The following is a 13,513-nucleotide window of genomic DNA, read 5'->3' as shown; positions in this document are numbered from 1 at the left end:
CCAGCCGCGCAGAGCCTCGGGGTGCACACCAAGATCGACGGCGAGCTTCTTGATCTGCGGCTTCGGGACCGAGGTGCGGGACATCCGCACCGCACGCTCACGCAATTCGAGCGAGTACTTCCTGGGAGCAGCCATGGCCGATGTTCCTCTCATGAGAACCATCTGACCTGCTGTCAACATGCTCCGCATCTCGGGGGAACCTTAAACAGCTATTTAAGTTCTCGCACTCACAGAGTGCGAAGCGAACGGATGCCAGAAATCTTCGCAATGCACCGTTACTGGGTACCGACAAAGCAGGGTTGGAACATCCTGCTTACCGGTCGCAGTTTCGGTTGCGAGGTTCCCCCGGCGGCTTTTATTGATCCTCTTCGACCGTTTCGAAGGCCCCTTGGTGTTCAAGGAGGCGGGCGGCCGCGTCCATCGCCCGGCGCGCAGACTACCCGCATCGTCCTGCACCAGTGTGGGCAGTGCAGTGGAGAAACTATATGAGCAGCCCGTAAAAGAGTTATGACCCGACGAGCTCTGCGACCAAAGGTGCCAAGCATGGCGGGAGCGCGCCCAGCATGCGGTCGCTCGTGCGCAGAAGGCCGCGTACAGCGTAATCCGGCAGCCCCATCAACCCTGCTGCCTCGGTTACGGACAATCCCAGTCTGCGGTGCAGCAGTATGGCGTCGGCGTTATCCGCCTGCAGTAGACAATGGGCCGTCCAGTCATGTCCTGAGCTACAGGTGGACAGGTCTTCAACCTGCTCACGCAGCAGCTCCCAACCTCGGGCAGCCGGACTCTCCCGTAGTGCGGTCTGCCATATGGTCCACAACTTGTCGAAGGTGATGTCAGCACACCGCATTGCGGTTTCTTGGTTTCCTGTCCTGACATGGGCGTAATCCACGTATGCAGCGTAGTTCAGCTGCCGGAACGCGGCATACTCGATGGAAATACCAGAACATGAAGTTGATTGGGAGCCGCAGGTATCTTCGAGGGTACGCCCGGTCTGGGGCATGGTATTTTCCTCTTTCTCACACTCGTCATGACACGCAGGGCGCCGAAGTATTTTGGGGTTTGGTTATCTCCTCGGGTGAGGTAACGGCACACCCATTTCCAATGGCTAGGACGAGGTCGGCTGTCTGGCTTCTACGCTCGTTGCCCCGTCATCCCGGCTTGCACCAGAGTGCCTGCCTGCGGTTTCCGATGCCCCTCAATACGGGGCAGGAATCCCTCGGATCGAGACGACCCCCCGTGTCGGCGTACCCGGTAGCCGGCATGTGCTCGACATAATGTGCATGACGCGCCTCCCAAAACGGGCGCCTGGCTGCGGCGTACGCGCTGGGCCGAAGCACGGCTGTTGTCACAGCTTTAGCCTCGTTCTTTCGCGAGGGTCCGCGTCGGTGGATCCTTTTGCTTTTCCGGCGCTGATGGTGGGCAGGTCGGCGGCCCGGCTGGTCGGGTCAGTGACGCCGTCGTTCACTGGAGTCGTGCAGCTGTCCTCCTGGCCCCGGTCGATACGGATCCGGCGACCGCTGACCGGGACTGGAGGCTGTGCGCGGGCGCATTGGCGCCCATTGATCTTCGTAGCGGTCAGGGCGGTTGCACTCCCGCCGGCCCGTCATGGACGCCTCCCAGCACAACGGCCCGGCCTAGGCGGTCGTACGTGCGTGGCCGTTGCCGGGTGGCACTTGCGGCGGCGGCCGTAAGGCTGGCCTGCTGTGCGGTGGTGACGGTGGCGGTGGTCAACGGCGGTGACCGCGGCGCTTCCGCCGCGCAGGTGACCCTGTCCCGGGAGGGGCGGATGGTCCCGCGCAGTTGGTTACCGAAGTACCGGTGATCCTGTCCGGGCTGCACCCCGGGCAGACCTACCGGCTGATGACCGCCGACGCGGACGGCCAGCGGTTGCCCGTGGGCAGCCTGCGTGCCACTGCGGACGGTTCCGCCCTGCACATCCGCGTGTCCCAACAGCAGATCACTGTGCTGCTTGTGCAGGACAAGCACGGCCACTTGGTCGCCAGCCTTGAGGGGTGACCCCGGTGTCCGTCACCGAAGGCGCCGGGTTGTCGTCTCTGGACCACTCCCCCGGCTATACCTGTCCATCAGATGCACCTTTCGTGGAGGTATGCGATCTCCAGGACCAGCAGCCGATCCCCTGACCGAATTCCTGGCGATCTCTGCACTCTCAAGATCACCGGCAGGATCGGGCCACTTCAGACCACTTACCAGCACGCATAAGATGGCTCTGAGCAGCGGCTTGAGGAAATAAGGGCGGTGACGATGGATCGGCGGAGGCGTAGCACAGGCCACGGCGAGGACGAGAACGTCGTGCTGCTCGGGCGGGACGCAGAGCGTGCCGTCTTTGATCGGATGCTTGCGGCCGTCGACACCGGTGAGAGCCGCGTACTGGTGGTGCACGGCGCGCCGGGAGTCGGGAAGTCGGCGCTTTTGCGGTACGCGGAGCATGCGGCCGCAGGCATGCAGATACTCAGTGCCGTCGGTGTCGAGTCGGAGATGGAACTGGCTTACGCCACGCTGCATCAGCTGTGCGCTCCGCTGCTCAGCCGCCTGGAACAGCTTCCCGGTCCGCAGCGCGCGGCGCTGGAGACGGTGTTCGGGATACGGGCGGGAGACCCGCCCGAACGGTTCCTGGTCGGGTTGGCGGTGCTCACCCTTTTGTCGAGCTCTTCGGAAGAGCATCCTCTGCTGTGCGTAATCGATGACGCGCAGTGGGTAGATCAGGCATCGTTGCAGGTACTGGGCTTCGTGGCCCGCCGTCTGCTGGCGGAGTCGGTCGCTATCGTCTTCGGGGTACGGGAGAGGCCCAAGGAGCTGTTCGGTCTTGCGGAACTGGAGATTACGGGTCTGCGGGACGCCGATGCGCACACCCTGCTGGACTCGGTCACGCACGGACGTTTGGACAGGCAAGTCCGCGATCGGATCGTCACCGAGACCAGGGGCAACCCCCTCGCCCTGCTGGAGCTGCCGCACGGGCTGACGGTGACGCAGATGGCGGGCGGGTTCGGTCTGCTGCGCGCCGACACGCTGCCGGGCCGGATCGAACGGAGCTTTTTGACCCGCATCAGCGCTCTGTCCGAACCTGCCCGGCTGTTGCTGCTGATCGCTGCAGCCGAGCCGGTCGGCGACCCCGTTCTGGTGTGGGGCGCGGCCGACCGGCTCGGCCTGACACCGAAGGAGACGCTCGCCGAAGGCGTGCAGGAATGGCTGTCGTTGGACGCACACGTGGCGTTCCGTCATCCACTCGTGCGGTCGGCGGTGTACCGGTCGGCGTCAAGCGTCGACCGCCGGGCGGCGCATCTGGCGTTGGCAGAGGTCACTGACCCGCAGGCCGACCCGGACCGTCGAGCCTGGCACCGGGCGTCGGCAACAGCCTCGCCGGATGAGTCCGTCGCTGCGGAACTGGAACGATCCGCCGACCGGGCGCAGGCGCGCGGCGGACTGGCCGCCGCAGCGGCGTTCTTGCAGCGGTGCGCGGCGTTGACGGAGGACACCTCGCGACGTGCCGAGCGATCGGTGGCGGCTGCGGAAGCCACCCTGCAGGCCGGTGACCTCGACGTTGCGCGCAGGTTCGCCGAGGTCGCCGACCGGGCCGCCCAGAACGAGCTGCAGCACGTGCGGGCGCAGCTGATCCGCAGTCGGATCATCTTCGCGGCCGGTCTCAACCAGGAGGCGCCACCGCTGCTGCTGAGGGCCGCACAGCGGCTGGAGCCCTTCGACATGGACCTCGCACGCGAGACCTATCTGGTCGCGTGGGGTGCCGCAGCGTTGCTGGCCGTGCACTCCGACAGCCTGCGGACGATCTCCGAGGCGGCCAGGGCCCTTCCGGCGCGGGCCGGGGCACCGCGCGCGGTCGATCTGGTACTGGAGGGCTGTGCGCTGCTCGTCACCGAGGGGCGCGCCGCCGCGATGCCTGTACTGCAGCAGGCGCTGGCGGCGCTGTCGAACCCTTCGGCGAACGATGCGTTGATCTGGGTCTGGGTGGCCAACGGGATCAGCGCGGCCGTCTGGGATGAGCAAGCCATGCGCGTGCTGGTCGGCCGGGTCGTGGAGCAAGCGCGGGCTGCCGGCGCCCTGGCCGAGCTCCCGTTCTCCCTGACATCACTTGGAATTGCGATCTCCTGGACCGGGGACTTCACCGCTACGGATGTGATCGTCACGGAGATCAAGGACGTGTGCGCGGCAACGGGTGTGCCCATCGCGCCGCATGTCGAGCTCAGGTTGAGCGCTCTGCGAGGCCGGGCGGCCGAGGCCGAAGCGCTGATCGCCGCCACGACCGAGGAGGCCGGCGCGAGCGGTCAGCTGATGGGGGTCACCGTCGCCCACTGGGCCGCCGCGGTCCTGTACAACGGCCTGGGCCGCTATGAGCAGGCGCTGGCAGCGGCTGAGGTGTGCACCCAGATGGCCGAGCTGTGGGTGTCGGTGTGGGCGTTGCCCGAACTGATCGAGGCAGCAGTGCGTGCCGATGACACTGACGTTGCTCGTGCGGCACTGCAGGACTTGACGGAGGCGACAGCGCCGTCAGGCACGGATTGGGCGCTGGGCGTGCTCGCCCGCTCCCGGGCACTGGTGAGCAAAGACGGCGCGGAAAATCTCTACTGCGAGGCGATAGAGCGGCTGGGCCGAACAGAGCTGCGCCCCGAGCTGGCGCGTGCTCATCTTCTGTACGGCGAGTGGCTGCGCCGAGGCCGTCGGCGTGGCGAGGCACGAGAGCAGTTGCGAACTGCGTATGAGATGTTCGTGTCGATCGGAATGGAGGCGTTCGCCGAGCGGGCCCGCGGTGAACTGGTCGCTACGGGCGAGCGCATCGGCAACCGCACGATCGAGGCCTCGTCCGGCGAGGAACTGACGGCGCAGGAGCGGCAAATCGCGTTGCTCGTGCGGGACGGCCTGACCAACCCGGAGATCGGCACCCGGCTCTTCCTCAGCCCGCGAACGGTCGAGTGGCACCTGCGCAAGGTCTTCGCCAAGCTCTCGATCACCTCCCGCCGCCAGCTGGGGGACGTCCTGCCTCCCAGCGAGCACGCCTCCACCCCGCAGTGACTTCACCAGCCACCAGTTAACGCCGACGCCAGGCGCAGGCCGTGCACTCGGCACGCTGCAGTCTGCGGCGGGTGTGCGCGTGCCGTGCCCCCACGCGCCGTTGGAGCCTGCAGGTACCCCATGTGGCGACTGTGCTTCTCGGCGCGGCTGCTTGTCGGCATGAAAGCACAGGAACCCGCCGCACGGCATGCAGTCCCAGCGTGCGCATGTCGCTGCTCGGATTCATGCGGCGGGCCGCCTGCGCGTCAGTGAGCCTCCGCCAACTTGAAGTCGCGGGTCAAAGGGCTGGTGTGACCGGTGCTCTGGGTGCCCACGCTGGTCGCTGGAGACAGTCTGCGGAGTAGATCGTCTGTCAGCGGTTGACTTCGAGGTTCGTCAGGACGAACAGGGCGCGCAGGAGCTGGGTGGCGCGGGCAGGGTCGGTGCGGAGTTTGGTGAGGATCCGCCAGTTCTTCAGATGGGCGAAGCCGTGCTCGACCGGCGCGCGTCCGGTGGCGAGGACGCGATTGGCGTCTTTCTGGCCGGTGGTGAGCTTGTGGGTGCGGGTGGCGGTGAAGCCGGTGACGATCACGGGGTCGCGTACGTCGTTGTCCAGGCCGCGGAAGCCGAGGTCCGCGAGGGCGCCGAGACCCGCGGCGCGCAGGTGGGCCAGGATGTGGTCGTGGCGGGCGGCGGTGATGTCATGGGTGCGTCCGGGCCGCGCGGCGGATATCCAGATCAGCCGGCCTCTCTCGTCGGTCAGGGCAAGGAAGTGCAGGCCGTGATGGTGGTGTTTTCCGGAGTAGTTCCGCCGGTCGGCCTTTCCGGTGCGGCGCTGGGTGGGGATGAGGGTGCCGTCGATCAGGACTACCTCCCCGCCCTGCTTGGCGATCTTCTTCAGGGCGCGGTCCAGGCGCGGTGCCTGGGCGGCGAGCAGGGTGATCAGCTCGTCGCGCCAGCGGCGGACGGTGGACTCGGACACGTTGTTGCCAGCGGCCATGTCGGCCAGGCGCTGGTCGTGGCGCAGTATGGCCAGGACGATCAACGCGATCCTCCTGGGCGGCAGGATTCGCCACCTGGACCGTATCGCCTTCAGATGGCGTCGCAGCAGACCGGCGAGGTGGCTGACGGTGCGCGTGGACAGCGGCAGACGGCACTGGTAAATGAGCGGGCACGTGTCCTCGGCGCGTTCTTTGGTTTTCGTCACACAATCCCAACGGCAGTCGGGGGCGCACGGGTACGCACGCGACGCACCGCACCGCACCGCACCGCACCGCACCGCACCGCACCGGGCGGCAGCGTCCCTGGTGTCGGCGTGGGCATCCGCAGGTACGCAGCGCTGATGCCAGAGCTACGTGTTGGTACTGGCAGCTCGGACGTTGCTGGCCAAACTCGATCCTGGTGAGAGTCGTGCTGCGCGGGAGGCGAGGTGGCGCCGTTCCGGTGAGCTGGTGGCCCGGCGGGCGGCATCGCGGTAACCGTCCGCCGCTGCGTCGTGCTGACCGAGCATCTCCAGGAGGTGGGCTCTGGTGGCGAGCAGGCGGTGGTGGCGTGCCATGCGCTTGTCGGGTTGCAGGGTCGCGAGCAGCTCGAGTCCGGCGGCGGGACCGTGCACCATGGCGAGGGCGACCACACGGCTGAGCGTGACCATCGGGTTGGGAGCGACGTGCTCCAGCAGTTCGTACAGTGCGAGGATCTGCGGCCAGTCCGTGGTGTCGACATGGTCGGCCTCGTCGTGGACGGCGGCGATGGCGGCCTGTAGCTGGTAAGGGCCGATCTGTCCCCGTGGCAGGGTCTTGCTGATCAGGTCGATTCCCTCGGCGATGAGCCGGCGGTCCCACTGGCCGCGGTCCTGCTCTGCCAGCGCCACCAGGTTGCCGTCGGGGCCTATGCGAGCAGGGCGGCGCGCGTCGGTGAGCAGCATCAGCGCCAGCAATCCTGCCGTTTCGGCGTTGTCGGGCAGCAGATGGTGCAGCAGCCGGGTGAGCCGGATGGCCTCGATCGACAGAGCGGGCGCGGTCAGGTCGGCGCCGTCTGTGGTGGTGTATCCCTCGTTGAAGATCAGGTACAGCACGTGCAGCACCTCGCCCAGCCGCTGGCCGCGGTCTGCTGTCTCGGGCATGCTCAGCGGCAGGTCGGAGGTCTTGATGGTCTGCTTGGCCCGGCTGATGCGTTGGGCCATGGTCGTCTCCGGGACCAGGAAGGCAGCAGCGACCTGGGCGGTGGTCAGGCCGCCGACCGCGCGCAGCGTCAGAGCGATCCGGCTGGGCGCGGACAACGCTGGATGGCAGCACAGGAACAGCAGAGCGAGGGAGTCATCCCGGTCGGCGTCCGGCTCGGCGTCGGCGGGATGGCTGAGGAGTTCCGCCTGCGGGGTGGCCAGGGCGATGCGGTCCTCACGGCGCCGTCGTGCCTGCTCACTGCGCACGTGGTCCACCAGCTTGCGGAAGGCGACGGTGACCAGCCAGCCCCTCGGGTTGTCCGGCGTTCCTTCGGCGGGCCACTGGAGCGCTGCGGCAAGCAGGGCTTCCTGTACGGCGTCCTCACACGCGTCAAAGGTGCCGTACCGGCGAAGCAGCGCGCCGAGGACCTGCGGCGCCAGCTCGCGCAGCAGGTCCTCGACGCCGTGATCCACGCTCACATGTCCGCCGCGGACTCGTGCAGGACGGGCCACAGTTCGACCGGCTCCACGTCGGCGAAGGGCATGTCCGCCGCGATCTGCTGAGCGCGCTCCTGGCTCTCGCAGTCGAGCAGGTAGAAGCTGGCGATGTACTCCTTGGTCTCCAGGTAGGGCCCGTCGGTGACCGCCGGGGCCCCGTCCTTGCGGCGCACGAGCTGAGCGTTGTCCACATCCGCCAGGCCGTAGGCACCCAGAAGCTCCCCGGTCTCCCGGTACTTCTTGTTGAACGCCTCCTGCTTGGCGATGGCCTGCGGCCATGCCTCGGCCGGGAAGGAGTCCCACTTGGCCTGGTTGCCGTAGATCATCGCGACGTACTTCATCTTGGGCGTCCCCTCAGTCCCGCGCGCCCCGTCGGCGCGCTGTCACCCTCAGTCGGAGCCAGAAACGAGCTCTCGACATCCGACGACAAATTTCTTCAACTTTTCTTCCGCGGGGCCGAAGGCTGTCCCCCCGCGACACAAATGATCAACCTACCTGGCCCCTCCTCGACGGGGGCAGCCGTTTGTGCACTCGCGTGCACCTGGCTCGGCAGACAGACAGACCTGTGCGCCGGCTCCTGATCACAGACGGGTGGTGAACCGGCCGTCGGATAGTTTCCGCAGCCAGCCGCGGTCGGAAAGTCTGAGCAGCTTCCCACGCAGTGGTTCCAGCTTGGCCCGCACGCTGACGTCCACCCCCAGCACGTCGCCGACCTGCCGGGCCATGACCGGCCCGGCGGCCTGCCGCACGGCGGCGAGGATGCGCTGGTAGTCCGGCGGGAGCGTGGCCTCCTCTACGCCCGATGTGCAGTGCGGGATCAGCATCACCGCCCGTCCGCCCACCTGCCCGGCCGTCGGCGCGGCCGATGCCCGCTCGTCGGCGAGCTGCTCGCTCATCCGTTCAAGGGCCCGTTCGGCCACAGCGAGTTCGTCCCGCTCGGTCCGCACTTCCGCCAGCTGCTTGGCCAGCTGTTCTTCGACTTCGTCCAGTTCCGCACGCCGCGCGGTGATCCGCTCCAGCAGCTCGGGATCCAGCATGCATCGGATCGTAGAAGGCCGTCCGGCCGCAGCGGGCAGGAACCAGCGAACCGACCAATCCGCCAGATGATCTACTCCGCGGACTGCCGCCCACGACCAGCGTGAGTACCCCGGCAACCGGTCACACCAGCTCCCTGACTTGCGAGTTCAAGTTGGCGGAGGCTCAGTGCGTCACGCACGATCCCCGACATCGCTTCGGTCTCCATGAACTGGCGCATCCGCCGACCTTAACCGGCATCAGGCAGAGGCGGTCTGACAAGTCAGCTGGCTTTGGCGGGCTCTTCAGCGCGCGCTCGGGTGCTGGCGAGGCGGTAGGAGTCGGTGCCGGTCTCGATGGCGGGGATCGGTGAAGGTCTTGGTGCAGCCGCCGAAGGACTCGTTGGAGGCGATGGCGACGCTGTTCTTCTCCTCGCGTTCGGTCAGGACCTGGAAGAGGAGTTCGGCACCGCGGCGGTCCAGTTCCATGTAGCCGAGCTCGTTGATGCACAAAAGATCGACACGGCCGTAGCGGGCGATGGTCTTGTTGAGCTGCTTCTCGTCGGCCGCTTCCACCAGCTCGTTCACCAGTTTCGTCGCGAGCGTGTAGCGGACTCGGTAGCCCCTCATGGCCGCTTCGGTGCCCAGGGCGATGAGCATGTGGGACTTGCCAGTGCCGGAGTCCCCGATCAGGCAGAGCGGCTGGCTCTTCTTGATCCACTCACAGCTGGCGAGAGTGTGGATGGTGGCCGCGTCGATGTTGGGGTTCGCGACAAAGTCGAACGCCCGCAGGGACTTCTCCCGCGGGAATCCGGCCGCCTTGATCCGCCTCTCCGAACGGCGACGGGACCGGTCGTCGCACTCGGTCATCAGCAGTTCGGCGAGGAAGCCGCGGTAGGTCATCTGGTCCTTCATCGCCCGGTCGGCGATGTCGGAGAACTCGTTGCGAATCGACGGCAACCGCAGAAGCCGAAAGGCGCTGTCGATGGCGGCGTCGGCGGCCTGCTCGGTCAAGCCTCGCTGGCGGGGCAGGGTCACTGTGCTTCTCCCTCACGGTGGTCGCCGCCGCTGGTGCGACGGCGACGGAGCAGTTGGTCGTAGGGGGCCACCGAGGGCAGTGGCCTGGTGTCCGCAGGAAGGTGCGCGAGCCGCCACTCGTGCATCGACGAGATATCCGAGAGGTCCTTCCCGTTCGGCCAGACGCTCGGCCCCATCAACGGCACGGTCAAGTGCCGCGACAAGTTATTCGCGATGCCGTACACCTCGGACGGCGTGATGCTCTACTACCGCAAGGACCTGCTGGAGAAGGCGAACATCGAGCCGCCCAAGACCTGGGACGAGATGCGCGAGGTCCGCGACAAGATCCTGCCGAAGCAGAAGGGGATGTCCTGCTACGGGGGCCAGTTCGAGAAGTAAGAGGGGCTGACCGTCAACTTCTCCGAGGCGGTGAACTCCGCGGGCGGACAGGTCACCGACGCCCAGGCTGGACCGCAAGACCGTGCGCCGCTTCCGGGACACCGGCATCGACAAACTGCTCGCCTCCGCCGGCGAACGGCGCCCGAACGGAGTGCTGGAACCGTTCAAGCCGTACCTCAACACCCACTTCACCGAATCCCTCGGCCAAGCCGACGGCAAGCGCCTGTTCCTGGAGATACGAGAGCGGGGCTACCGGGGAAGCATCCAGGTCGCCCGCAAGTATCTCGCCGCCCTGCGGGCGGGCACTGCCGAACCCGTCCGCGTCGACATCCCCAGTCCACGCAAGATCACCTCCTGGATCATGCTCCCCGCGACGCCCTCAGCGACAGCCAGGAAGACCGACTGCTCGAAGTCCGGCTCGCCTGCCCCGACATCACCCGCGCCTGCGACCTCGCCCGCACTTTCGTCGACCTGGTCCGCGACCGGCGCGGTCACCTGCTGACGCAATGGATCCGCCAAGCCGAGCAGGACAGCCCGAAACCGATACAGAGCTTCGCGGGCTCCCTCCGCCACGACCTCGACGCCGTCACCGCCGGCCTCACCCTGCCCTGGAGCTCCGGAGCCGTCGAAGGCCACGTAAACCGCATCAAAACTCTCAAGAGAGCCATGTACGGCCGGGCTTCTTTCGAACTCCTCCGGACCAGGATTCTCACCCACCCATGACCTGCGGATTCATGGAACTTCGGTCAGAGCCAATTTCAAAGAGCCCTATCACGGAGCCGTGGACACCTGCCTCCGGCAGCACCGCATGCCGTTCCCACAAGTCAGCCCGCGAATCCGCCGACCACGTGTGCCTACCCAACGGCCTGCTCTTCCTCGCCCTGACGGACCCCCGCAGCAAGCTGATCTGAATCGACCTCGGCTTCGTCGTCCTCGACGACCAACCCGACAACGACCCCGTGATCACACCGGCCGCAAGGCCACCCGCGGCAAGCCGCGCACCGACGCCGAGAAGACCGCCAGCCGCCTGATCTCCAGCGAACGCGCCCCCGTCGAGCATGGCTTGACCGACACGCTGAGCGGCAGAGGGTCACACAGTTCCCCGCGCCCAGGGCGGCCGGCGAATACGTGCCTGCCGTCCGGCGTCACCCCGAGCGGGGAAGCTCGGTGGCACCGTCCGTGACGGCTTCGGGGCGCCGGCGTCGGGACACCATAGTCAGCGCGCACACGGCGCTGACCAGTAGATCCGTCAGCAGGCAGACGGCGCGGCTGGCCACGGCCACGGCTGTGGCCGTGGTGACGGGCAGCACCTGGGAGAGTGTCCCGATCAGGACCATCTCCCGGATCAGGGCGCCGTCGGGCAGTACCACGACGACCGAGCTGAGCCCCGTAGCCAGCGCGAACGCTCCGATGCTGACCACCAGAGACTGTCCCACGGGCGCGCCCATGGCGAGCGTGAGCAGCCACAGATGGAGGCCGGAGACCAGACGGCAGGCGAGCTGCCAGCCGATGGCCGCGCGGATCTGCTGTCCCGAGCCGGATGTGGTCAGTTCCCGGCGCAGCAGGCGGGCGCCCGCCTGCGCGGCCCGGCCCACCACCGACGGCCGCGCCAGTACGAAGGCCAGCGACGCGGCCGGGAGCAGCAGCAGCCAGCTCCAGTCGCCGAGCATCGAGGGCGCGGCCAGGCTCCCGACGACCATCCCGGTCAGCAGCACGATCGGGATGTTGAGCAGCCAGACAGCGACGGTGACCAGCGCTCCGACACCGACATTTCGGGCAAGCCGCGCATGGGTGAGAACCACCCAGAGCGCCCCGGGCGCGTATTTGGCGCTCATCCCGACGAAGTAGACACCGGCGGCGGTGCGGCGGGGCAAGGGATGCCCGAGATCGGCGAGGACGCTGCGCCAGGACATCATGGCGCACAGCAGTGCTGCCACGTTGACCACGCAGGAGATCAGCAGAAAGGGCAGCGCCTGGAGGGTCACCATGGGGCGCGTGGCTGACCAGTCCTGTCCACGGAGGGCCAGCACGAGCCCGGCGACGATGACGCAGGCCAGTGCACAGCCGGCCAGCGGCCGCCAGCGTGGCCGCCACCCGCGGCGGCTGGTGTCATCCACGACTGGGCTCCCGGCGCGTCAGGCTCTCGTACAGGCCGAGAGTGCGGGTGATGGTGTCCGGCCAGCGGAAGTTCTGACGGGCGTGGGCCCGGCCGCGGGCGGCCAGCCGTGCGGCTGCGGCAGGATCGTCCAACAACTGGCAGACGAGGGCGGCCAGTTCGTCGGGGGTGTGGCCGCGCATCCGCAGCGCCGCTTGACCGCCCCTGCCCTCGTCCTCGGAGATCAGCGCGGAGAAGCCGGAGCCGAGCACCACCGGGGCCGCCAGGGCCATCGCCTCGACCGAGACAAGCCCGAACGGCTCGTAACGGGAGGGAAAGACGCAGGCGTCGGCGGCGAGATAGTGGCGTCGCACATCCTCCTGGGGCAGATAGCGGTGGTAGACGTGCGTCCGGTCCCCGATGCCGAGCTCGGTGACCAGCCGGTCCACCGCCGCGTCCTGGTCCGTGCCGGCGAGGCCCACGCCGAGCATCACCAACTGAACGCCGGGGTGGCGGCGGGCGATCGCGGGCAGGGCGTGCAGCAGCGTGGGCACGCCTTTGACCGAGCTGAGCCGGCCGGCGAAGACCAACAACGGAGCGTCGGGGGGAAGCCCGAGTTCCGCGCGGAGCCCGCTTCGCGCTCGCTCCCGCTCGTGGTCGAGCTCCGCGTCGTCGGCGTTCCGGTCGGCCGGGACGGCGCTGGTCTCGCAGCCGTGCGGGACGACGTCGATGCGGTCCGCCCGCCAGCCGTGCGCGACGGCCAGTCGCCCCAGCTCCGGGGTGGGCACGACGATTCGGGCCGCGACTCTGGCGAGCAGCCGCTGATTGATCTCGATCAGCCGGAAGGGATCGGTCACATCGGGCTGCTCGGCCATGGTCATCTCGGTGTTGTGGACGTGATAGACCACGGGCAGCCGTAGCACGGTGGCCGCGAGAATTCCGGCGACGGCACTCTGCCAGTCGTGCACGGCCACCACCGTGCCCGACCGGCGGGCTCGCACGAGCGTGGGCAGTGTCGCCAGATTGAAGGCGAGCAGGGAGAGGGCGAACAGGGCCCGGCCGCTGGGCGCCAGATGGTTCTTCGGCGCCACGATGCGCCGCTTGAGCCAGCGCGGCAGCCAGGGCCGCCGGATCGTCACGGAGCCGTTCTGCTCCCAACGGGGGAGGTTCTCCGGGCAGTTCAGGGTGTACAGCGTCAGTGGCACGTCGTCGCGCTCCCGTTGGACGCACTGGACGAACCGCTGCGCGTACTCCGCCAGGCCGCCCACGGTCCAGGGCGGGTACTGGTGACAGACCACTACCACCCGC

13 protein-coding genes and 1 pseudogene are annotated in these 13,513 nt (G+C 67.8%); 5 read left to right on the top strand and 9 right to left on the bottom strand.

All coding sequences use genetic code 11. From position 1 onward, the window contains the following. Positions 1-135, bottom strand: a 135-nt coding sequence (locus ABD374_RS34600) for a transposase (RefSeq protein ID WP_425577229.1), incomplete at its 3' end; no start/stop codon positions are given. Between the two features lie 1,683 nt (positions 136-1,818). On the opposite strand from ABD374_RS34600, the gene ABD374_RS13125 reads away from it, so the two are divergent. Beyond that, positions 1,819-2,016: a hypothetical protein gene (locus ABD374_RS13125; protein ID WP_344494699.1), complete on the top strand. Its 198-nt coding sequence runs from the start codon at positions 1,819-1,821 to the stop codon at positions 2,014-2,016. Between the two features lie 246 nt (positions 2,017-2,262). Further along, positions 2,263-5,043 carry an AAA family ATPase gene (locus ABD374_RS13120; RefSeq protein ID WP_344494713.1) on the top strand — a complete coding sequence of 927 codons (2,781 nt, stop codon included), beginning with the start codon at positions 2,263-2,265 and terminating at the stop codon, positions 5,041-5,043. Between the two features lie 352 nt (positions 5,044-5,395). Here ABD374_RS13120 and ABD374_RS13115 read toward each other — a convergent pair whose 3' ends face one another. The 6 genes and pseudogenes from ABD374_RS13115 to ABD374_RS13090 form a co-directional block, all read right to left on the bottom strand. Next, positions 5,396-6,229 (bottom strand): transposase family protein, encoded by an 834-nt coding sequence (locus ABD374_RS13115; protein WP_344494697.1) that lies wholly within the window; start codon positions 6,227-6,229, stop codon positions 5,396-5,398. 144 nt (positions 6,230-6,373) lie between these two features. After that, a complete protein-coding gene (locus ABD374_RS13110) occupies positions 6,374-7,663 on the bottom strand; it encodes an RNA polymerase sigma factor (protein WP_344494695.1) in 1,290 nt (429 codons plus the stop codon). Then, on the bottom strand, positions 7,660-8,022 hold the full coding sequence (locus tag ABD374_RS13105; RefSeq protein WP_344494693.1) for a YciI family protein: 363 nt from the start codon (positions 8,020-8,022) through the stop codon (positions 7,660-7,662). The genes ABD374_RS13110 and ABD374_RS13105 overlap by 4 nt, the downstream gene beginning before the upstream one ends. Before the next feature lie 240 nt (positions 8,023-8,262). Next, positions 8,263-8,718: a hypothetical protein gene (locus tag ABD374_RS13100; protein ID WP_344494691.1), complete on the bottom strand. Its 456-nt coding sequence runs from the start codon at positions 8,716-8,718 to the stop codon at positions 8,263-8,265. A 260-nt stretch (positions 8,719-8,978) separates the two neighbouring features. Then, a pseudogene (gene istB / locus ABD374_RS13095) lies at positions 8,979-9,732 on the bottom strand (IS21-like element helper ATPase IstB). Beyond that, positions 9,729-9,923 carry a hypothetical protein gene (locus ABD374_RS13090; RefSeq protein ID WP_344494717.1) on the bottom strand — a complete coding sequence of 65 codons (195 nt, stop codon included), beginning with the start codon at positions 9,921-9,923 and terminating at the stop codon, positions 9,729-9,731. The pseudogene istB and the gene ABD374_RS13090 overlap by 4 nt, the downstream one beginning before the upstream one ends. Here ABD374_RS13090 and ABD374_RS13085 point away from each other — a divergent pair. The 3 genes from ABD374_RS13085 to ABD374_RS13075 all read left to right on the top strand — a co-directional run bounded on the left by ABD374_RS13085 (position 9,856) and on the right by ABD374_RS13075 (position 10,833). Further along, positions 9,856-10,110 (top strand): extracellular solute-binding protein, encoded by a 255-nt coding sequence (locus tag ABD374_RS13085; RefSeq protein ID WP_344494711.1) that lies wholly within the window; start codon positions 9,856-9,858, stop codon positions 10,108-10,110. The genes ABD374_RS13090 and ABD374_RS13085 overlap by 68 nt on opposite strands. A gap of 82 nt (positions 10,111-10,192) precedes the next feature. After that, positions 10,193-10,612 carry a hypothetical protein gene (locus tag ABD374_RS13080; RefSeq protein ID WP_344494715.1) on the top strand — a complete coding sequence of 140 codons (420 nt, stop codon included), beginning with the start codon at positions 10,193-10,195 and terminating at the stop codon, positions 10,610-10,612. Continuing rightward, positions 10,513-10,833, top strand: coding sequence for a transposase (locus tag ABD374_RS13075; protein WP_344494709.1), 321 nt, complete (start codon positions 10,513-10,515; stop codon positions 10,831-10,833). The genes ABD374_RS13080 and ABD374_RS13075 overlap by 100 nt, the downstream gene beginning before the upstream one ends. A 422-nt stretch (positions 10,834-11,255) precedes the next feature. Here ABD374_RS13075 and ABD374_RS13070 read toward each other — a convergent pair whose 3' ends face one another. Both ABD374_RS13070 and ABD374_RS13065 read right to left on the bottom strand, forming a co-directional pair. Next, on the bottom strand, positions 11,256-12,227 hold the full coding sequence (locus ABD374_RS13070) for a lysylphosphatidylglycerol synthase domain-containing protein (RefSeq protein WP_344494689.1): 972 nt from the start codon (positions 12,225-12,227) through the stop codon (positions 11,256-11,258). Continuing rightward, positions 12,220-13,509, bottom strand: coding sequence for a glycosyltransferase family 4 protein (locus ABD374_RS13065; protein WP_344494687.1), 1,290 nt, complete (start codon positions 13,507-13,509; stop codon positions 12,220-12,222). Before ABD374_RS13065 ends, ABD374_RS13070 begins: the two co-directional genes overlap by 8 nt. Positions 13,510-13,513: the final 4 nt, after the last annotated feature.

The sequence above is a fragment of the Streptomyces enissocaesilis genome (assembly GCF_039533765.1).
Classification (GTDB): domain Bacteria; phylum Actinomycetota; class Actinomycetes; order Streptomycetales; family Streptomycetaceae; genus Streptomyces; species Streptomyces enissocaesilis.
Note: the sequence above shows the minus strand (reverse complement) of the source record. Positions and strands in the feature narration are given on the sequence as shown.

Excerpts from the sequence above, each read along its gene's own strand:
- ABD374_RS13120 (WP_344494713.1), top strand. The coding sequence starts at position 2,263 with ATGGATCGGCGGAGGCGTAGCACAGGCCACGGCGAGGACGAGAACGTC.
- ABD374_RS13105 (WP_344494693.1), bottom strand. The coding sequence starts at position 8,022 with ATGAAGTACGTCGCGATGATCTACGGCAACCAGGCCAAGTGGGACTCC.
- ABD374_RS13100 (WP_344494691.1), bottom strand. The coding sequence starts at position 8,718 with ATGCTGGATCCCGAGCTGCTGGAGCGGATCACCGCGCGGCGTGCGGAA.